Annotated in this window: 18 protein-coding genes; 3 read left to right on the forward strand and 15 right to left on the reverse strand. The window is 60.1% G+C overall.

Features of this window, described 5'->3' with window-relative positions:
- The first annotated feature begins 61 nt into the window (after window positions 1-61).
- A complete protein-coding gene (gene glnA / locus CQ012_RS04180; RefSeq protein ID WP_105661475.1) occupies window positions 62-1,486 on the forward strand; it encodes a type I glutamate--ammonia ligase in 1,425 nt (474 codons plus the stop codon).
- Window positions 1,487-1,648: 162 nt separating this feature from the next.
- Here glnA (CQ012_RS04180) and CQ012_RS04185 read toward each other — a convergent pair whose 3' ends face one another.
- From CQ012_RS04185 to glnA (CQ012_RS04200), 4 genes are all read right to left on the reverse strand, one after another.
- Entirely contained in the window at window positions 1,649-2,119 is a 471-nt protein-coding gene (locus CQ012_RS04185) for a nucleoside deaminase (RefSeq protein WP_105656781.1), read from the reverse strand.
- A 105-nt stretch (window positions 2,120-2,224) separates the two neighbouring features.
- Complete coding sequence (locus CQ012_RS04190) at window positions 2,225-2,707, reverse strand: DUF1990 domain-containing protein (protein WP_105661476.1); 483 nt, start codon at window positions 2,705-2,707, stop codon at window positions 2,225-2,227.
- A gap of 8 nt (window positions 2,708-2,715) precedes the next feature.
- Window positions 2,716-5,742 carry a bifunctional [glutamine synthetase] adenylyltransferase/[glutamine synthetase]-adenylyl-L-tyrosine phosphorylase gene (locus tag CQ012_RS04195; protein WP_105661477.1) on the reverse strand — a complete coding sequence of 1,009 codons (3,027 nt, stop codon included), beginning with the start codon at window positions 5,740-5,742 and terminating at the stop codon, window positions 2,716-2,718.
- Between the two features lie 52 nt (window positions 5,743-5,794).
- Entirely contained in the window at window positions 5,795-7,135 is a 1,341-nt protein-coding gene (gene glnA, locus CQ012_RS04200) for a type I glutamate--ammonia ligase (protein WP_105656784.1), read from the reverse strand.
- 136 nt (window positions 7,136-7,271) lie between these two features.
- Here glnA (CQ012_RS04200) and panB point away from each other — a divergent pair, with 136 nt between their 5' ends.
- Window positions 7,272-8,108, forward strand: a complete 837-nt coding sequence (gene panB / locus CQ012_RS04205; protein WP_105661478.1) for a 3-methyl-2-oxobutanoate hydroxymethyltransferase — start codon at window positions 7,272-7,274, stop codon at window positions 8,106-8,108.
- A gap of 110 nt (window positions 8,109-8,218) precedes the next feature.
- On the opposite strand, the gene CQ012_RS04210 is transcribed toward panB, so the two are convergent.
- Window positions 8,219-8,413, reverse strand: coding sequence for a hypothetical protein (locus CQ012_RS04210; protein ID WP_105656786.1), 195 nt, complete (start codon window positions 8,411-8,413; stop codon window positions 8,219-8,221).
- Window positions 8,414-8,546: 133 nt separating this feature from the next.
- On the opposite strand from CQ012_RS04210, the gene map reads away from it, so the two are divergent.
- Window positions 8,547-9,422 carry a type I methionyl aminopeptidase gene (gene map, locus CQ012_RS04215; protein ID WP_105661479.1) on the forward strand — a complete coding sequence of 292 codons (876 nt, stop codon included), beginning with the start codon at window positions 8,547-8,549 and terminating at the stop codon, window positions 9,420-9,422.
- Window positions 9,423-9,504: 82 nt separating this feature from the next.
- Here the strand turns inward: map and nrdR are convergent, their stop codons facing one another.
- From nrdR to ftsZ, 10 genes are all read right to left on the reverse strand, one after another.
- A complete protein-coding gene (nrdR, locus tag CQ012_RS04220) occupies window positions 9,505-9,993 on the reverse strand; it encodes a transcriptional regulator NrdR (protein WP_105656788.1) in 489 nt (162 codons plus the stop codon).
- Between the two features lie 84 nt (window positions 9,994-10,077).
- Window positions 10,078-11,430, reverse strand: a complete 1,353-nt coding sequence (gene hisD, locus CQ012_RS04225; protein ID WP_105656789.1) for a histidinol dehydrogenase — start codon at window positions 11,428-11,430, stop codon at window positions 10,078-10,080.
- Between the two features lie 77 nt (window positions 11,431-11,507).
- Complete coding sequence (gene dnaE / locus CQ012_RS04230; protein WP_105656790.1) at window positions 11,508-15,071, reverse strand: DNA polymerase III subunit alpha; 3,564 nt, start codon at window positions 15,069-15,071, stop codon at window positions 11,508-11,510.
- A gap of 106 nt (window positions 15,072-15,177) precedes the next feature.
- A complete protein-coding gene (locus CQ012_RS04235; RefSeq protein ID WP_105661480.1) occupies window positions 15,178-16,122 on the reverse strand; it encodes an RluA family pseudouridine synthase in 945 nt (314 codons plus the stop codon).
- Window positions 16,119-16,700: a signal peptidase II gene (lspA, locus tag CQ012_RS04240; protein WP_105661481.1), complete on the reverse strand. Its 582-nt coding sequence runs from the start codon at window positions 16,698-16,700 to the stop codon at window positions 16,119-16,121. The genes CQ012_RS04235 and lspA overlap by 4 nt, the downstream gene beginning before the upstream one ends.
- A gap of 97 nt (window positions 16,701-16,797) precedes the next feature.
- A complete protein-coding gene (locus CQ012_RS04245; protein WP_105656793.1) occupies window positions 16,798-17,547 on the reverse strand; it encodes a DivIVA domain-containing protein in 750 nt (249 codons plus the stop codon).
- 230 nt (window positions 17,548-17,777) lie between these two features.
- Window positions 17,778-18,074: a YggT family protein gene (locus CQ012_RS04250; protein ID WP_105656794.1), complete on the reverse strand. Its 297-nt coding sequence runs from the start codon at window positions 18,072-18,074 to the stop codon at window positions 17,778-17,780.
- A gap of 23 nt (window positions 18,075-18,097) precedes the next feature.
- Window positions 18,098-18,649 carry a cell division protein SepF gene (locus CQ012_RS04255; RefSeq protein ID WP_105656795.1) on the reverse strand — a complete coding sequence of 184 codons (552 nt, stop codon included), beginning with the start codon at window positions 18,647-18,649 and terminating at the stop codon, window positions 18,098-18,100.
- Window positions 18,650-18,774: 125 nt separating this feature from the next.
- The gene (locus CQ012_RS04260) at window positions 18,775-19,497 is read right to left on the reverse strand and encodes a purine nucleoside phosphorylase YfiH/LACC1 family protein (protein WP_105661482.1); all 723 of its coding nucleotides are present in this window, start codon (window positions 19,495-19,497) and stop codon (window positions 18,775-18,777) included.
- 20 nt (window positions 19,498-19,517) lie between these two features.
- Complete coding sequence (gene ftsZ, locus CQ012_RS04265; RefSeq protein ID WP_105656797.1) at window positions 19,518-20,717, reverse strand: cell division protein FtsZ; 1,200 nt, start codon at window positions 20,715-20,717, stop codon at window positions 19,518-19,520.
- Between the last annotated feature and the right edge of the window lie 73 nt (window positions 20,718-20,790).

Genomic DNA, 20,790 nt, shown 5'->3' on the forward strand with positions numbered 1-20,790 from the left:
ATCATTCCGGCTACCGGTTCCGTTTACCAAACCTTATATCTCACCAGGGAGTCACCTGCACATGTTTACCAGTCCAGAAGAAGTCTTGGCATATATTGCCGAAGAGGACATCAAGTTCGTCGATATCCGTTTCACCGACCTACCAGGTGTACAGCAGCACTTCAACGTGCCTGCCAAGTCCGTGGATGCCGACTTCTTCGTCAACGGCCAGCTCTTCGATGGTTCTTCCATCCGCGGCTTCGCCGGCATCTCTGATTCCGACATGCAGCTGATCCCGGACGTCACCACCGGCTTCATCGATCCCTTCCGCCTGGAAAAGACCCTGGCCTTCAACTTCTCGATCATCAACCCACGCACCGGTGAGCCGTACCACCGCGACCCACGTGGCGTTGCGGAACGTGCCGAGGCATACCTGGAATCGACCGGTATCGCTGACACCGCGTTCTTCGCCCCAGAAGCAGAATTCTTCATCTTCGAAGACGTTCGCTACGAATCCAAGCCACAGGGCGCGTTCTACTCGATCGATTCCGACGAGGCACCTTGGAACACCGGCCGCAAGGAAGAAGGCGGCAACCAGGGTTACAAGACCCCGTACAAGGGCGGCTACTTCCCAGTTGCACCGACTGACAAGCAGGCTGACCTGCGCGACGCGATCTGCGTCGAGTTGGACAAGGCTGGCCTTGAGGTTGAACGCAGCCACCACGAGGTGGGCGCTGCCGGCCAGGCAGAAATCAACTACAAGTTCAACACCATGGTTCACTCCGCTGATGAACTGATGCTCTTCAAGTACATCGTGAAGAACGTCGCTGACGCGTGGGGCAAGTCCGCAACCTTCATGCCAAAGCCAGTCTTCGGCGACAACGGCTCGGGCATGCACGTGCACCAGTCGCTGTGGGCCAACGGCGAACCGCTGTTCTACGATGAAAAGGGCTACGCTGGCCTGTCCGATACCGCACGCTGGTACATCGGCGGCCTGCTGAAGCACGCAGACGCCGTGCTCGCGTTCACCAACCCAACCGTGAACTCCTACCGCCGCCTGGTCAAGGGCTACGAAGCTCCAGTGAACATGGTTTACTCGCAGGGCAACCGCTCTGCCGGTATCCGTATCCCGATCACCGGTTCGAACCCTAAGGCGAAGCGCATCGAGTTCCGCGCTCCGGATGCTTCCTCGAACCCATACCTGGCGTTCGCAGCCCAGCTGATGGCTGGCCTGGACGGCATCAAGAACCGCATTGAACCTGCAGAGCCAATCGACAAGGACCTCTACGAGCTTCCTGTCGAAGAGGCCAAGGAAATCCAGCGCGCACCTGAAAGCCTCGAAGAGGCGCTCAAGGCCCTGGAAGCTGATCACGAGTTCCTGCTCGAAGGCGGCGTCTTCACCGAGGACCTGATCCAGACTTGGGTCGAGTACAAGCGTGAAAACGAAATCAAGCCATTGAGCCTGCGCCCGAACCCATACGAGTTCGAGCTCTACTACGGTTGCTAATCAGCTGACGGGGCATCGCCCCGTGTAGTTTGCAGAGGAGTCTGCACAAAGCGCAAGAACTATGTTCTGGCACTTGTGCGGACTCCTCTGTTTAAGCATCAGTGCGGGCCCGCACATGGGCGGCCATCGCGCTCAGGGCAAGTGCCGCCCCGATAACAAGTACTAGTATTCCTGCTTGTCGCTCTTTGCTTCCCAAAGCTCAAATGCCCTGAGCGCACCGGAATCTTCAACCTTGGTAAACGGAATTTTCCGCTCGCTCATGGGAAGCTCAAGCTCCTTGTAAATGAAATCATCATCGAAGCCGATCTTCGCGGCTTCGTCGCGCGTATTCGCGTAGTAGACATGCTCGAAGCGGGACCAATAGATGGCACCCAGGCACATGGGACATGGCTCGCAGCTGGTGTAGAGCTCGCATTGCGACAGATCGAAGGTTCCCAGTGCTTGTCCCGCTGCGCGGATGGCATTGATTTCGGCGTGCGCCGTTGGATCCTGGCTACCCACCACCGAGTTGTAGCCAGCGGAAACGACTTTTCCGTCAAGGACTACCACCGCGCCAAATGGTCCGCTGTCATTGGATTCCAGGGCCAGCAAGGACTGATCAATGGCAGCCTGCAGCATCTTTGGGTCCAGCATTTTCGAAGCTCCCCTGCACTCATTATTCGCGTAGAGATTACAATCCCCACCCTAGTCCCCCGCATCCTGTTCCGGCGGGAAGCGCAGGAAATTGCCGGTTGCGGACTAAGGTTTCAGCGCACGAAGGTAACGCTGACGTGTCACCCACTGCGCCAGGAGCAGCGCCTTGAAGACTCGACGCCAAGCAGGCACATCAGAAGGTGCCGTGACCGACCTGATCAGCAGGAAAACTTGCTCGTCCGCGCGTTCAAGAATGAAAGCTTCCACACCCTGAACCGGATGCCCCGGCAGCGTCCGGTAGGAAAACCCTACCCAATCACTTTCCGCAACGACGTCAACGACCTCCACAGGTTCATGGATGCGCAACGGTCCGACACCGATGGTGATCAAGGGTTGCTGGCCCACGGCGACCGGCAACTGCGGCTGAAGCCTGAACCCGCTGCGTGTCTTGACTTCCCAACGGAGCAAGGCAGCGCACGCAACGTTCCACAGGGCTACTCCCCTACCTAGCAGCACGCGGCGTTGCCACGGCCTGGATGAAGCAGCCAGCGGGCTCCAGGTACGTTCCAGCAGCGTTTCAACGGCCACCGCGGTTCCTAGTTCTCAAAGCCGTAGAACAGCAGTTCAAAGATGCCACGCGCGTGCCGGGTTGCACGCAAGTAGTCCTCTTCGAGTTCCACGCCAAAGTGCGGCTCATAGCCGCACCACCGAGCCACGGCTTCCATATCGCGCGCCGAACTCGGCAAGACATCGCTGGAACGTCCGGACGTGATGATTTCAGCACTGCGAATCTGCGTAGCCAGCCGCCAAGCAATCGCCAGCAGTTCGCTATCGTCTTGCGCAATGAGCTCCAATTTCGCCAGCTCTTCCAACGCCTGGAGCGTCGAGGTGGTGCGCAGGGATTCGTGCTTCCAGGCGTATTGCAACTGGTAGAACTGCACCAGCCATTCAATGTCCGAGAGCGAGCCTCGTCCCAGTTTCAGGTGGCGGTTGGGGTCGGCACCTCGCGGGAGCCGTTCGGATTCAACGCGGGCCTTGATCTTGCGGATATCCCGGATCTCCGACTCGTCCAGTCCCTTGCCGTAGCGCACCGGCCTAATCAATTCCATGAAATCTTCAGCCAACTGGTCATCGCCGGCAAACGGGCGTGCACGCTGCAACGCCTGGCGTTCCCAGATTTCCACCCATCGCTGGTAATAGGTGGCGTAGGCGTCGAGAGAACGGACCAGCATTCCCTGGCGGCCCTCGGGGCGCAGATCCGAGTCCACTTTCAATTTCACTTCAGCTGGAATGGCCGGTTTCAACGGTTTGGCGGTCCACGACACCAGGTCGGTAACTACCCGAAGCGCTTGTTCTTGAGCAGCTTGGGCCGTGGCGCCAGGAACCGGGCGCTGCACGAACAGGACGTCCGCATCAGAGCCGTAACCGATTTCCCGACCGCCTTGGCGGCCCATGGCAATGACCGAGACGACAGCATGTTCCCCGTGCTTGGCCTGGTCAGCAGCCAAGAGGACCTTCAGCACCCCGTCAACCATGGCGGCGTCGATGTTAGAGAGTGCTACGCCAACTTCGTCAACGGTCAGCAGGCCAGCGCCGTCGGCAAGCGCGACACGCAAGAACTCGCGGCGGCGCACCATGCGGATCATGCGGATGGCAGCTTCTGGCTGCTTCGTGCGATGGATGATCGAGGTGTTCTGCTGCAGCAGGTTCTCGAATGTCTGCGGCGTCAAGGACGCGTCGGAGCCCAGCCAAGCGGCCGCCGCCGGCTCATTGGCCAGCAGGTCGGTCAGGAAGCGCGTATTGGAGAGCAAGTGGCTCAGCCGTTCGGCGGCAGCGTTGGTATCGCGCAGCATGCCGAGGAACCAATGGGACTTGCCCAGCGCTTCGCTGAGCCGGCGGAAGCCCAGCAATCCAGCATCCGGGTCAACCCCGCGGGCAAACCAGTCCAGGAGTACCGGCAGCAATTGCCGTTGCAATGACGCACTGCGTGAAACCCCACCGGTCAGGGCTTCAATGTGCCGCATCGCCGCCTTCGGGTCGAGATAGCCCAGGGCGCGCAGGCGGGCTTGCGCCGATTCGGCGGTGAGCTTGACATCATCGGCCGAGAGGTTGGAACTACTGACCAGGAGCGGACGGTAGAAAATACGCTCGTGCAGCGAACGCACCATGCGCTTGGTTTCATTCCAGCGGCGCATCAGCTTCTCCGGGCTGCTGAGCTGCAGGTCTCCGGCACCACGGATCGATCGTGCAAGCACGCGCTGGGCGCTTTCTGCCCGGGGCATCAAGTGGGTACGGCGCAATTGGCTGAGCTGTATCCGGTGCTCCAGCAAGCGCAGGAAACGGTATGAGTCATCGAAATTCGTCGCATCATCACGGCCGATGTAGCCGATATCGCTCATCGCTTGGATGGCCAGGGTGGTGGTTGGCACCTGGATGGCGGGGTCGACTCGACCATGGACGAGTTGGAGCAGCTGGACGGTGAATTCGACATCGCGCAGCCCACCGGGGCCCAGCTTGATTTGCCACGCAACATCTTGCATGTCGATGTTGTCGCTGACGCGTCGGCGCATGGCCTGGACGGATTCAACGAAGCCCTCACGCTCGGAACTGGACCAAACCATTGGCGAAACCATCCGCTCATAAGAGCGTCCCAGTTCCTTGTCGCCGGCAATCGCGCGGGCCTTGAGCAGGGCTTGGAATTCCCATGAATGGGCCCACCGGCGGTAATACGCTTCATGGGATGAGAGCGTACGGGTCAAGGCCCCGTCCTTGCCCTCGGGGCGAAGATTCGCATCCACTTCCCAGAGCATCGGCTCAGGGCCAGGGACCATCAGTGCACGTGCCGTGTTCCCGCAGATCACCGTCGCGATCGCGGCGGCCAGGTCGTCATCGATTCCCGGCGTGGAATCGTGGACGTAAATGACATCGACGTCCGAAATATAGTTCAGTTCACGTGCACCGCACTTGCCCATGCCAATGATGGTGATCTTAACCCGATCAACGTCGCCAGCATCATATTGTTCGGCGGCTTCGGCCCGGGCAATGGCCAATGCCCCCTCCAACGCGGCACCAGCCATGTCGGCCAGTTCGGCGGCGACCAGGGGCAGAATGCGCTGCGGCTGGGTGGAACCCAAGTCCCGGTGGGCCAGCGAGAGCAAGGCCTTGCGGTAGGCGGTGCGCAAGCGCTGTCGCGCTTCAGCACCGGTATGGGAAGAGACCCAGTGCCCGCCGTCTGATTGCTTGGCCTCGATCGATGCCAGCAAGTCCTCGACCAGCTGTTCCGCGGGCACGGGGACGAATTCACCGGGTGGGGCGTGGCGGACGATCTCCAGCGCCTCGGGACAACGCATGAGGAACTCCCCGAGCGCAGAAGAGCTGCCCAGAAGCCTGACGAGCCCTTGGCAGCTATCGGGCTCCAGGAAGATATCGATGACTTCCGGGTGCCGATCTACCAACCGCAGGGCCAGCAGCAGTGCCTGGTCCGGATCTGGCGCATGCGCCATCTTGCTCACGATCAGGCTGGGATCAATCCGGGACAGTTCCTCGGCCTGAAGGAATTTCTTGGCCCTTTCGATGTCGCTGAAGCCAGCGTTGAGCAATGCTCGCGAGGGTACTTCCGGCATGGTGTCTCGTGTTCTCCCGCATTTCGCCGCGCAGCTTCACGCGGCGAAGTCTCTAGAGGATTCCCAAATACTTGTTCAGTTCGTAGGGGGTAATGACCTGGCGGTACTCTTCCCATTCGGTGCGCTTGTTCGACAGGAACGAGTTGAATACCTGCTCGCCGAGGATCTCGGCCATCAGTTCCGACTCTTCCATGGCGCGCAATGCGTCGTGCAGGCTGCCAGGCAGCGGAACGTGGCCCGAGGCGCGGCGTTCTGCCGTGGACAGGCTCCAGACATCATCCTCGGTTGGCTCTTCCAGCTCGTAGCCTTCGCGGATGCCTTTCAGCCCAGCGCCCAGCAATACTGCGTAGGCCAGGTACGGATTAGCTGCCGAGTCGATACCGCGGTATTCCACGCGGGCGGACTGTCCCTTGCCTGGCTTGTACAGCGGCACGCGGACCAGTGCCGAGCGGTTGTTGTGCCCCCACGAACGGTGGCTCGGCGCCTCCCCTCCACCCCACAACCGCTTGTACGAGTTCACGTACTGGTTGGTGATGGCGGTCATTTCCGGCGCATGGTGCAAGATGCCGGCGATGAAGGACCGGGCCACATCGGAGAGCTGGTATTCGCGGCCAGCTTCGAAGAACGCGTTAGCGTCACCTTCGAACAAGGAGAAGTGGGTATGCATGCCGCTGCCCGGATGGTCGGCAAATGGCTTGGGCATGAAGGTTGCATGGATGCCTTTCTGCATCGCCATCTCCTTGATGACGGTACGGAAGGTCATGATGTTATCGGCGGTCTGCAAGGCATCTGCGTAGCGCAGATCGATTTCGTTCTGGCCTGGACCTGTTTCGTGGTGGGAGAACTCCACCGAAATGCCCAGCGCTTCCAGCGTGGTCACGGAAGCACGGCGGAAGTCCTGCCCCACGCCATCTGGCACGTGGTCGAAGTAGCCACCGTTGTCGATCGGCTGGGGACGGCCATTGGCATCCAGTTGATCGTTCTCCAGCAAATAGAATTCGATCTCCGGGTGGGTGTAGCAAGTGAAACCCATATTCGATGCTTCGGCCAGCTGGCGCTTGAGCACCTGGCGCGGATCTGCATTGGACGGCTGGCCCTCAGGGGTCAGGATGTCGCAGAACATGCGGGAGGTCGGTTCGACTTCGCCGCGCCACGGCAGGATCTGGAAGGTGGCAGGATCTGGCTGAAGCAACATGTCAGACTCGGAGATCCGGGACAGTCCATCAATGGAGGAACCATCGAATCCCAGACCTTCTTCGAAAGCATCTTCAACTTCAGCAGGAGCCAACGCCACCGACTTGAGCGAACCAACGACGTCAGTAAACCACATTCGCACAAATCGAACGTCGCGTTCTTCAATGGTGCGCAGTACAAATTCCTGCTGACGATCCATTTTCCACCACCTTTGGGATTCTGATATCCGGCGCTGATCACAACCGGTAAGAAAATTGACCTGTGGCAACACTATATCGGTTCAGAACCGTCCCAACGATCAGCATCGCCCTGTGCAAGTGCGATAAAGTCGATTCATGCCACAACCATACCTAGGGAACCCTGAAAAAGGCCCGTCCCGTATCCGACTTCATCATTTGCAGCAGGCCAAGGACAATGGCGAAAAATTCGCGATGTTAACTGCTTATGACGTAATGATGGCAGAGATTTTCGATTCGGCCGGGATCGAGATGCTGCTGGTTGGCGACTCCGCTGCCAATACCGTACTCGGCTACGAGTCCACGTTGCCCATTACCCTCGACGAAATGATCATGTTCACCAAAGCTGTCGCCAACGGGGCCAAACGCGCCATGGTCGTTGCCGACCTCCCGTTTGGCAGCTACGAGCAGTCCCCTGCTCAGGCCGTTGCCACTGCGGTGCGCCTGATGAAGGAGGGCCATGCCCACGCGGTCAAGATGGAGGGCACCGCGCAATACGCCGAGCATGTCCGCGCCATGGTCCTTGCCGGAGTTCCCGTTATCGGGCACATCGGATTCACTCCGCAGTCCGAGCATGCATTGGGCGGGTACCGTGTGCAGGGCCGTGGCGACGCTGTAGAGCAGATGAAGCACGACGCTGTGCAATTGCAGGATGCAGGCGCCTTCTGCATCCTGATGGAAATGGTGCCAAGCCCGGTCGCTGCCAAAATCGATGCCGCGCTGCAGGTGCCGACCATCGGCATCGGCGCTGGCAATTCCACCACCGGACAGGTCCTGGTTTGGCAGGACATGCTGGGTCTTGGCGGGGGCCGCACCCCGCGCTTCGTGAAGAAGTACGCTGATCTGCGTGAGGTTGTCGGCAACGCGGTGCGCGAGTACCACCAGGACGTGGTTTCCGGCACCTTCCCCTCGGCAGAGTACGAGTTCAAGGAATAGAAGCCGGCTCACGTCATATCGCAAAGCGGTGCGCTGCCTCGATGTCATCCATCGTGGCAGCGCACCGCTTTGCCATTCGCCGCACCGGCCTAGCTCGGTGCCCTTGACTTCTACTCGTCGTCTTCCTCTGCGTCGTCCCACGCCTCATTGCGTGCCTGGACCTTCGCCATTGCCGCTTCGGCTTCAGCAACCGTGTCATATGGGCCAAGCAACTGCGACCAATCAGACTGCGGGCCATTCTCCACGGTCTTGGTCGAGACGTTGTACCAGTACTGCCCCTCGCCCGGGGTGCCAACTGAGCTCATGGAAAACTCCTCTATTCTCGATTCTTGCTGCTTCTTCCACGGTATCCCAACCGGCGGAAAATAGGTGCAACACCACCTGTTCTATCGGCTATCTCCTAGCGAAGCGGCAGATACGTGAAGCTAGAATAAAAGCATGGCTATTGCTTCAACTGCACCCCTTGGAAATCTCACCGCCGGCACGGTCTCCCCGGAACTTCCGGCACCGAAACACATTGAACGCCCCGAATACGTTGGCAAGAAGGAACCTGCCAGCAACACGGCTTCGGAAATCAAAAGCCCAGAAGTCATCGAACGCATTCGCATAGCTTCAAGGATTGCCGCTCAGGCACTGCAGGAAGTTGGCAAGGCTTGCCAGCCGGGAGCCACCACCGACCAGCTCGATCGGCTTGGCCACGAATTCCTCATGGATCACAACGCCTACCCGTCAACCTTGGGCTACCGCGGATTCCCCAAGTCGCTGTGCTCCTCGTTGAACGAGGTCATCTGCCACGGCATCCCGGACACCACCGTGTTGCAAGATGGCGACATCATCAATATCGATATCACCGCCTTCATCGGTGGCGTTCACGGAGATAACAACGCCACCTTCCTGGTCGGTGACGTGGATGAAGAATCGCGCCTGCTGGTCGAGCGCACCGAAAACTCGCTGAAGCGCGCCATCAAGGCCGTGATGCCAGGGCGTGAGATCAATGTGATCGGCCGAAGCATTGAAACCTACGCCAAGCGGTTCGGCTACGGCGTGGTCCGCGACTTCACCGGCCACGGCGTCGGCGAGGCCTTCCATTCCGGCTTGATCATCCCGCATTACGATGCGGCGCCGGCCTACAACACTCCCATCGAGCCGGGCATGGTTTTCACCATCGAGCCGATGCTCACCTTGGGCACCGTCGAATGGGACATGTGGGAAGACGACTGGACCGTGACCACCAAGGACAAGAAGCGCACCGCGCAGTTCGAGCACACCCTGCTGGTCACCGACGATGGCGCGGAAATTCTCACCCTGCCATAGCCGCTGCGACGCCTACGCCAAACGCCAGTGCCCGCGACCTCGAAAGGTCTGGGGCACTGGCGTTTGCTCTACGCGAAAACTGCTAGTCGGCCGAGAGCGGACGCTGGTTTCCCTGCGGAACCTTGCCACGGCGATCGCGCAGCCGGGCAATGGCGGTCTCGAAATCAGTCAGCGACTGGAAGTTGTGGTAGACACTGGCAAAGCGCAAGTAAGCGACCTCGTCGAGGCGCGACAATGGCTCCAAGATGGCCAGGCCCACCTGGTGGGCCGGGATTTCAGCAGCCCCGGAGGTCCGGACTGCCTCTTCGACTTCCTGGGCCAGGACGGCAAGGTCGTGATCGGTGACCGGGCGGCCCTGGCAGGCCTTGCGAACACCGTTAATGACCTTGTTGCGCGAGAACGGTTCTACGGCACCGGACTGCTTGAGCACGTTGAGGCTGGCAGTTTCGGTGGTGGTGAAACGGCGCGAACAAGCCGTGCACTGGCGTCGGCGGCGGATCGAGACGCCGTCGTCGGCAACTCGACTATCGACCACTCGGGAATCCGCATTGCGGCAATACGGGCAGTTCACGGCACCTCCATCTGTAGCCTAAGAAGCATTCTCGGTTCACCCATGGTGGCAAGAATCAACTCATGTCACCTAACAGTTTAGCGTCTATTGCGCGTTTCGCACCGCGACCGCGTCTCCATGGGCTGGCAGGTCCTCGGCATTGGCAAGATTAATCACGTGAGCGGCCACTTCGCCCAGCGCGGCCTTGTCGTAGTTGATCACCTGGATGGCTTTCAAGAAGGTATTCACGTTCAGCCCCGAGGCGTGCAGCGCGGTGCCACTAGTCGGCAGCACGTGGTTGGATCCTGCGCAGTAGTCGCCCAGCGAAACCGGGGCATAGGCGCCGACAAACACGGCGCCAGCAGCGGTGATGCGGGCCGCGGTGGATTCCGCCTCGGCCACCATGATTTCCAGGTGCTCGGCGGCGTAGGCGTTGCACACCTCGATCCCCTGCTCCAGGTCCTTGACCAAGATGACGGCCGATTGGGATCCTGACAGTGCCTCTGTCACACGGGCGGAGTGCTTGGTGGCGGCAACCTGCACCATGAGTTCCTTGCGCACGCCAGCAGCTAGTTCAGGTGAATCGGTAATCAGCACGGCCGCGGCGTTGGCATCGTGTTCTGCCTGCGAAATCATATCGGCAGCGACGAAGCCCGGGTTAGCTCCCTTGTCGGCAAGAATCGCGATTTCCGTAGGACCAGCTTCAGCGTCAATGCCTACCACGCCCTTGACCAAGCGCTTGGCGGTTGCCACGAACACGTTGCCTGGACCGGAGATCACGTCAACCGGTTCGATCCCGCCACGCTCATCGTTCGGCATGTCCACCCCGTAGGCGAACGCGGCAACAGCCTGGGCACCGCCCATGGCGTGCACCTCGTCGATGCCCAGCAGCTTGGCGGCAGCCAAGATGGTGGGGTGCGGCAGTCCGGCGAATTCCTTCTGCGGCGGGCTGGCCAGGGCTAGCGAGCTGACGCCGGCTGCCTGGGCAGGTACGGCGTTCATGATGACCGAGGACGGGTAGACGGCCAGGCCACCTGGCACGTACAGGCCGACGCGGCGCACCGGGACCCAGCGCTGGGTGACAGTTGCCCCGGTAGCGTAGCGGACTTCGGCGTCGTCCGGGCGCTGGGCCTTGGCGAATACGCGGGCGCGGTCAATGGATTCTTCCAGCGCCAGGCGAACCTGCGGGTCCAGTTCTTCCAGGGCGCGGTCCAGCTCATGCTGCGGCACACGGGTATGCTCCAGCTCAACGTGGTCAAAGCGCTGGGCCAGGTCCTTGAGTGTTTCCATGCCATGGGCGCGGACATCATCGATGATCTGCTGCACGGTTTCGGCTGCGGTCTGGGAGTTCATCTCCGGGCGCGGCAGCTTGGCTTTCAGCTGTGCGTAGCCCAGGGATTCGTTGCGCCAATCAAGGGTGGCGAGTGCTGAGAATTCGGTTTCTGGAATAGTGCTCACCTACCTAGTTTAACGCCGATGACCGGGGAAGGTTCATTAGTTACCTTCCCCGGTCATCCAAGCCGTGATCCGTTTCCCTATACGTCCAGGCAGTGAGGGCCCAGCAGCACCTTCAAATCGCCGAACAGGGCAGGATTGGGGTTCACCCTGAAGTTCATGCCCAGGCGCAGCAGCGAGGTGCCGCGGCTGCCGGTGAGCTTCACCCGCACCTCGGTGTTGCCGCTGTGGGTGCGCAGCACATCGCCCAGCTTCTGCACCAGGGTCTCGGTGGCCTTGTGTGTCGGAATGCCGATGACTACCGGTCCCCCGTTGGCATCCTCGGAAATTTCCGGGATCATCATTTCCTGCGCGTTCAGGGTGATGGAGCCGTCATCGCGGCGCTGCACGCGCCCCTTGATGACCACGATCAGGTCATCGGCCAGGATCTCGGCGATCGGCTGGTAGGCCTGGCCGAAGAACATGACCTCCATCGAACCGGAGAGGTCTTCGATCTCGCAGCGCGCATACGGGTTGCCGCTCTTCTTGGCGATGCGCCGCTGCAGACCGGAAATCATGCCGGCGATGGAAATGATGTGGCCATCCTGCGGGCCGTCATCCGAGAGCACGTGCGTGACCGGCATGTCAGCGTACTGGTCCAGGGCCGAGCCCAGTCCCTGCAGCGGGTGGTCGGAAACGTACAGGCCGAGCATGTCGCGCTCGTAGGCCAGTTTTTCCTTTTTGTCCCAATCGGGCATGTCGGGGATCGCCACGTGCATCGACTCCGAGGACTCATCCGCGCCCAGGGCGCTGAACAGGTCGAACTGGTTGGCCGCCTCGTTGCGCTTGACCTGGATCACCGAATCCACGGCTTCTTCGTGGATGGCCACCAGCGCCCGGCGTGGATGCTTCATGGAGTCGAAGGCACCGGCCTTGATCAGCGATTCAATGGTTCGCTTGTTGCAGACCACGGCCGGGACCTTGCCCAGGAAATCGTTGAAGTCGTTGTAGTTGCCCTTCTCCGTGCGGGCCTCGACCATGCCGGCCACCGCATTGGTGCCGACGTTGCGGATGGCGCCCATGCCGAAGCGGATATCCTTGCCCACTGGGGTGAAGTTCAACGCCGATTCGTTGACATCCGGCGGCAGCACGGTGATGCCGATGTGGCGGCATTCGTTCAGGTACAGTGCCAGCTTGTCCTTGTCATCGCCCACCGAGGTCAGCAGCGCGGCCATGTATTCGGCCGGGTAGTGCGCCTTGAGGTAGGCGGTCCAGTAGGAGACCACGCCGTACGCGGCCGAGTGGGCCTTGTTGAACGCGTAGTCGGAGAATGGCAGCAAGATGTCCCACAGGGTCTGCACGGCGGCGTCCGAGTAGCCGTTGTCGTTCATGCCCTGCTTGAAGCCGGCGAACTGCTTATCCAGTTCCGACTTCTTCTTCTTGCCCATGGCACGGCGCAAGATATCGGCCTGGCCCAGCGAGTAGCCGGCCAGCTTCTGCGCAATAGCCATAACCTGCTCCTGATACACGATCAGGCCGTAGGTGCCGCCGAGGATCTCTGCCAGCGGTTCAGCGAGCTCCGGGTGGATTGGGGTGACTTCCTGCAACCCGGTCTTGCGCAGGGCGTAGTTGGTGTGGGAGTTGGCGCCCATCGGGCCCGGACGGTACAGCGCGATCACTGCGGAGATGTCTTCGAAGTTATCGGGGCGCATCATCTTCAGCAGCGAGCGCATGGGACCGCCATCGAGCTGGAACACGCCCAGGGTGTCGCCGCGGGCCAGCAGGTTGTAGGCCTCGGGGTCCTCGATACTCAGGGTCTCGAGGTCGATTTTGGTGCCGGTGTTGTACTCGATGTTCTCCAGGGCATCGGAAATGATGGTGAGGTTGCGCAACCCCAGGAAGTCCATCTTGATCAGCCCCAGGCCTTCACAGGTCGGGTAGTCGAACTGGGTAATGACCTGTCCATCCTGGATGCGCCGCATGATGGGGATGACGTCGATGATCGGGTCCGAGCTCATGATCACGCCGGCGGCGTGCACGCCCCACTGGCGCTTCAGGCCTTCCAGGCCCTTGGCCGTCTCGAAGACGCGGGCCGCCTCCGGGTCATTGGCCACCAGGTTGCGGAAGTCCCCCGCCTCCGAATAGCGCTTGGATTGCGGGTTCTCGATGTCGTTCAGCGGGATGTCCTTGGCCATCACCGCCGGCGGCAGCGCCTTGGTCAGGGTCTCGCCCATGCTGAACGGGTAGCCGAGCACGCGCGATGAGTCCTTCAGCGCCTGCTTGGTCTTGATTGAACCGTAGGTCACGATCATCGATACGCGCTCATCACCGTACTTCTCGGTCACGTACTTGATGACCTCGGAACGGCGGCGATCATCGAAGTCGACATCGAAGTCGGGCATGGAAACACGTTCCGGGTTCAGGAAACGCTCGAAGATCAGGCCGTGCACCAGCGGATCGAGGTCCGTGATCCGCATGGCGTAGGCGACCATGGAGCCTGCACCCGAACCACGCCCCGGGCCAACACGGATGCCGTGGTCCTTGGACCAGTTGATGAAGTCGGCCACGACCAGGAAGTATCCCGGGAAGCCCATCTTGATGATGACGTCCAGCTCGTAGTCTGCCTGCTTGCGCGAAGCTTCTGGGATGCCGTTCGGGTAGCGGTAGTGCAGTCCCTTGTCGACTTCCTTGATCAGCCAGCTGGTTTCGTCCTCCCCCGGCGGGCAAGGGAATTTCGGCATGTAGTTGGCGTTCGTGTCGAAGGAGACCTCGACCCGGTCGGCGATCGCCAGGGTGTTGTCGCAGGCTTCAGGAAATTCCTTGAACAAATCGCGCATTTCGCGCGCCGATTTCAGGTAGTAGCCGGTGCCGGAAAAAGCGAAGCGGCTGCCGCCCTGGTCATAGGTGGGCTCGTCGAGCGTGGAGCCGGAGTTGATGGCCAGCAGCGCCTCGTGGGCCTTGGCATCGGATTCATGGGTGTAGTGCAGGTCGTTGGTAGCCACCAGCGGAATGCCCAGTTCCTTGGCCAGGCGCAGCAGGTCCTTGGTGATGCGGCGTTCGATCTCCAGACCGTGGTCCATGATCTCGCAGAAGTAGTTTTCCTTGCCGAATAAATCCTGCAGTTCAGCCGCGGCCGCCTTCGCCGCATCGTACTGGCCCAGGCGAAGCTTGGTCTGGACTTCACCCGAAGGGCAGCCGGTCGTGGCAATGAGGCCTTCGTGGTGCTCGTTGAGCAGCTCGCGGTCCCAGCGCGGGTATTTGCCGAACACGGAGTCCAGCGAGGCGCGGGACGAACCCTTGAAAAGGTTGTCCATGCCCTTGTTGTTGTACGAGAGCAGGGTCATGTGGTTGTACAGGCCGCCACCGGAAACGTCATCGCCCTTTTGCGATTCGTCGGTACGCCATTTCACGCGGGTCTTGTCGTCGCGCGCGGTGCCCGGGGTGACATAGGCTTCTACGCCGATGATCGGCTTAACGCCAGCTCCGGTGGCTTGGCGCCAGAAATCGAAGGCACCGAACAGGTAGCCATGGTCGGTAATCGCCATGGCTTCCATGCCCTGCCGGTTAGCTTCGGCGAAGAGTTCGCCTAGGCGCGCCGCACCGTCCAGCATGGAGTATTCGGTGTGGGTATGAAGATGGACAAATCCGTCACGTGTAGCACTCACCCAACCAGTCTAGCGATCAAACCCGGACTTGGGCCCACCCCGGCGCGGTGCTGTGGCTAGCACGACACAAGGTGCTGCCGGCCAGTGGCCAACAGCACCTTGGAACTCAGTATCCGCCTTCGCGCAGCAGCTCGACGGCGCCTGCCAGATCCGCAGGATATTCGCTTTCGTATTCCATCCACTGGCCGGAGACCGGATGGGAGAATCCAAGACGTTTTGCATGCAGCCACTGCCGGGTCAGGCCCAGAGCGGCACCCAGCTTGGGATCCGCTCCGTAGGTCTGGTCTCCGGCACAAGGGTGCCCGAAGGCTGAGAAGTGGACGCGGATCTGGTGGGTGCGCCCGGTTTCCAGTTGCACCTCGACCAGCGAGGCGCGGCCGAAGGCCTCGATCACCTTGTAGTGGGTGACCGAGTCCCGCCCGCCATCCAGGACAGCGAACTTCCAGTCGTGGCCCGGGTGGCGCCCGATCGGCGCCTCGATGGTGCCTTCCAGCGGGTCAGGCAGGCCCTGCACCACCGCATGGTAGATCTTCTTGGGGGTGCGTTCCTTGAAGGCGCGCTTCAGTTCGGTGTAGGCGCGTTCGGTTTTCGCCACGACCATCAGGCCGCTGGTGCCCACGTCCAAGCGGTGCACTATGCCTTGGCGTTCGGCGGCACCGGAAGTGGTGATGTTGTAGCCCTCGGCCATGAGTGCGCCGACAACTGTCGGGCCCACCCACCCCGGGGATGGATGGGCTGCGACACCCACGGGCTTGTCGATGACCACATAGTCATCGTCGTCCGCGATAATCTTCAGCTCTTCCACTTTCTCAACCTTAATTTCTAATGGGTCTGCCTGCGGCGGGATGGTGACTACCAGCTGGTCCCCCGCCTTGATCTTCAGAGATTTGGCAATGGTTCGTCCGTTGACCTGGATCTGCGAATCCTTGCAAAGGCTCGAAGCCAAGGTGCGCGGGATCTGCAGGGACCGGGAGATATAGGCGTCAAGGCGTGCGCCGGCATCGGCTGGGTCAACCAGCAGTTCGTGAATGGTGGTTTCGTTCGAGATCATGCGTTTGGTTCTGCTTCCTCCTTGTTGGACTTGTCTTTCTTTGGAGGATCGCCAATGCTGCCATCGAGGTTGCGCCCGCGGATGAGCATGTACGCCACCGCGATCATGGAACAGACGATGAAGGAGTCGGCGACGTTGAAGATAGCGAAGTGGGTGACGGAAAACATGTCTACCACATGGCCGAATCCGAAGCCCGGTTCACGGAACAGCCGGTCCACGACATTGCCCAGGACACCGCCGAGCAGGCAGCCCAGGGCTATGGCCCAGCTTCTGGACAGCACCTTGCGGAAAAACAGGTAAATGACGTAGACCGCGACTGCCGATTGCAGGATCGCGAAGACTATGGTGAAGTCTTCGCCGATGGAGAAGGCGGCACCAGGGTTCAGGATGTAGTGGATGTTGAAGAATCCGGGAATCACTTCAATCGATTGGCCAAGCCGCATGTTCTGTTCAACGGCAATTTTGACGGTTTGGTCCAGTACCAGCGCGATCAGAGCGATCACGAGGCCAAGGCCAACGTATTTCTTCGCCTTCGCGCCCGCGTTTCCGGATTGAACTGCGTCCACAGTGGTACCCATTATTTCCTCTTAAACGTCAACGGTGGTGATCGGAATGTATCCGTTCACCACCGTTGATCTTACTTGATAGCTAGATCAAGTTATGAACTGTCAGCGACTAGCTGGTCTTGCCTGCCGCACCAGCATCGATCGAACCCTGGGACTCAAGGTCACGCAGCTGTCCTTCGATGTAGGTCTTCAGGCGAGCACGGTAATCGCGTTCGAAGCCACGCAACTGCTCGAGCTTGCGCTCCAGAACCGACTTCTGCTGCTCCAAGGCCGACAAGGTCTTGCGGCTCTTCTCTTCAGCGGTGGTGACCAAGGTGTTAGCTTCGGTCTTCGCTTCGGAGATGATCTTGTCGCGCTGCTCGACACCGGCAGCGACGTACTCGTCGTGCAGACGCTGAGCCATGGACAGCACGTTGGCTGCCGACTCTGCGGATTCGGAGCGAGGAGTTGCAGCTGGCGCTGCTGCTGCGGCCGGAGCTGCAGGTGCCTTCTCAGCGGCAGCTGGCTTAGCTTCTGCCTTCTTTTCCTCAGCTGGCTTGGCAGCTGGGGTTTCTGCCTTCGCTGGCTCTGCAGGCTTAGCTTCTGCCTTCTTCTCTTCAGCTGGCTTAGCAGCTGGAGCAGCAGGAGTAACTGGAGCGGCCGAAACAGGTGCAGGAACAGCCTGCTCCTTCGATACCGAACCCGCATCTTCGCCAAGTTCGGCAAGGCGGCTGCGCAGAGCCTCGTTCTCACCGGTTAGGCGACGCAGCTCCACAACGATTTCGTCGAGGAAGTCATCTACCTCGTCTTGGTCGTAGCCTTCACGGAACTTGGTCGGCTGAAACCGCTTATTGACTACGTCTTCTGGCGTCAGAGCCATTGGGTCACCTCAATACTGGGATCATTTCCGCACGACCATTGTCTTGCCTTGCGAAACACTTACCGTTTTTGTCAGTGTCGCGACCGGTGAAGTCGGAGCACCATTTCCTAAAGGATATAACGATTTGGACAATTATTACGAAATCGAGCTTACGCGCGAGTCTCTTATTCTTTGAATCTACAGCTTTTGACTGCTCAGGACAATCCCCGTGAAGCACGGAAATGCCCTAATCAGATCCCTGTCCTGAGACCCAGGTTGGCTACCACCGCTTTAAGAATGATTACGACGATGAACAACACAAGAAAGGACAGGTCAAGACGGATTCCGCCGAGATCCAGGGGTTTGATCTTCCGGCGCAACCAGCGCAGCGGAGGATCGGTAATCGACACGATTGCACTTGCGACAATCAATGCGATGCCTTTGGGTCGCCAGTGGCGAGCAAAGCTTTCCGTTACATCCAACACAATTCTCATTAAGAGCAGAATCTGGAGGATGGCTAAGGCGAGATAGATGATCCCGAACACCATTTTGTGCTTGTGCTCCTGGTGTCTTAGCTCTGATTAAAGAAGGTTGCTTGCGCTTCGGACTGCTTGCGATCTTCACCGAGGACCTCAACGGTCGCTGGTGAGAGCAAGAAGACCTTGTTCGTGACTCGCTCAATGGAGCCGTGCAGGGCGAAAACAAGACCGGCCGAGAAGTCGACGAGGCGCTTGGCATCGGTTTCACCCATGTCGGTGACATTCATAATCACCGGGATGCCGTCACGGAAGTTCTCACCGATGATCTTGGCATCGTTATAAGAACGAGGGTGGACGGTAGTAATCTGACGCAATTCGGAATCCTCATCCCGTACTGAAGGGGCACGCTTAATAGGGGTGACCGGAGCACGGTATTCCGTCTCTGGTTCTCTAGCTTGTGTTTGCGGCGCAGCCTGCCTTGCAACAGGCTGTGGGCGTGGGGCTTCGGCAGGTCGCTTTGGAGCTGTGTCCTCAACTACCCGAACCTGGGTTTTGGGCTCAGCGTGTTGTGTCTGGGTCTCTTCCTGCTCGACGGCGTCCGCCAAGCCGAGATATACCATTGCCTTACGCAGTCCGTCAGCCACGATGTTTCTCCTCGTTTATCCCATGCATGCAACCCCATTGCACGCTTCCGCTACTTCGACGCTACCGCACAAAATAATGCAGGCATCGTTCATTCGATCAATTCTTGGCGGTGTGTCGCGCACGCCTACGCGGCGGTCCAGATGAGTCCGGCAAGTCGTCCTGCACGGCTTGAACGCCGGTAGGAATAGTAACTTTCGTCTTCCAAGGTGCAGACACCGGATTGCCGCACGTCCACCCCGAGGCCGCGCAGTTCTTGTTCGGCTGAGGCCGGAAGGTCCAGCCCATGGGTCCCCCAGCGAGTCGTGGTGCGAATCCCGGTGCGCAACTCTTCGGATTCCTGGGCCATGCTTTCTGGAACTTCATAGCATCGGCCGCAGATCGAAGGGCCGATCACGGCTTCCACTGTGTCGGCACCATGAGCCTTCAGGCCCTCGACCGTTTTTGCCAGGATCCCGTCGAGCAGCCCGCGCCGGCCGGCGTGGGTTGCGGCACTCAGGGTTTGCCCATCGCGCGTGTTTCTTCCGACAAAGAGCACCGGAAGGCAGTCGGCGACCATCACTGCCAGGGGCTGGGTGCCAGTTGGGTCCAGCAATCCATCGCAGGTTGGCGCTGCCGGCTCTAGCCACGAGGTGCGCCGCACCGGCGTGACCTCATATACATCGGCGGAGTGCACCTGGTTCATGAAGTTAAGCGAGAAGCGTCGAACCCCGATCAAGTCCTCCAATTTGGCTCGATTCTCCGCCACAAGGCGGGGATCGTCATTCACGTGCAGGGCGAGGTTTCCCTCAGCCTGCGATGTGAATGCCAGTTGGATGCTCGGATCGAGGTTCGACGCGAAATGTAGCACTGCTCAGCTTCTTGCTGTTTTTACTTCAGGAAGTCCGGGACATCCAGGTCGTCGTTCGAACCATTCAGGTCCGAGTCGACAACATCTGGAAGGTCCTGGAAGGAGCTAGCCTGCTCTGCGGCAGCTGGCTTCTCATGAGCAACCTGGGCTGGCTTCGCAGCTTCGGTTGCAGCAGGTGCTGGTGTTTCTGGAATGCTCGCTGGCACTTGCTCAGCCGGGCGCGCGGAGACAGCTGGCTTTGCTGCGACCGGTGCCATTGGCTTGCTGGTGACATCTGGCTCGTCGAAGCCGGCTGCAATCACGGTGACACGTGCTTCGTCGCCCAAGGCGTCGTCAATGACGGCACCGAAGATGATGTTGGCTTCCGGGTGGGCAACTTCCTGCACGAGGCGTGCAGCTTCGTTGATTTCGAACAAGCCGAGGTCGGAGCCGCCCTGGATGGAGAGCAGGACGCCGTGGGCGCCATCGATAGAAGCTTCGAGCAGTGGCGAGGCAATAGCCAGCTCCGCTGCCTTCACTGCACGGTCTTCGCCCCGCGCCGAACCGATGCCCATCAATGCCGAGCCTGCGCCCTGCATAACGGACTTCACGTCGGCGAAGTCGAGGTTGATCAGGCCCGAGGTAGTGATCAGGTCGGTAATGCCCTGCACGCCGGAGAGCAGAACCTGGTCTGCCTGGCGGAATGCATCGAGCACCGATACGTTGCGATCCGAGATCGACAGCAGTCGATCGTTCGGGATCACAATGAGGGTATCCACTTCGTCGCGCAGGGCTTCGATGCCCGACTCGGCGGAGTTAGCGCGGCGGCGACCCTCGAAGGTGAATGGACGGGTGACCACGCCGATGGTCAGCGCGCCAAGCGAGCGGGCAATGCGGGCCACGACCGGCGCGCCGCCGGTACCAGTACCGCCGCCTTCGCCAGCGGTCACGAAGACCATGTCCGCGCCGCGCAGGACGTCTTCGATTTCTTCTACATGATCTTCCGCTGCCTGGCGTCCCACATCAGGGTTGGCGCCAGCGCCCAGGCCACGAGTCAGTTCGCGTCCTACGTCGAGTTTGACGTCGGCATCACTCATAAGCAGAGCCTGGGCATCGGTGTTAATGGCGATGAACTCTACGCCCTTGAGACCGACTTCGATCATTCGATTGACTGCGTTTACACCGCCACCGCCGATTCCGACGACTTTAATGACCGCGAGGTAATTCTGTGGAGCTGCCACGTCCCGCTTCCCTTGTTAGATGTGCTACATATTTCACGACTCCAGCTAAAGACCTTCACCTTTAGCCTTAAGG

This window comes from Arthrobacter sp. MYb214, from assembly GCF_002979865.1.
GTDB lineage: Bacteria > Actinomycetota > Actinomycetes > Actinomycetales > Micrococcaceae > Glutamicibacter.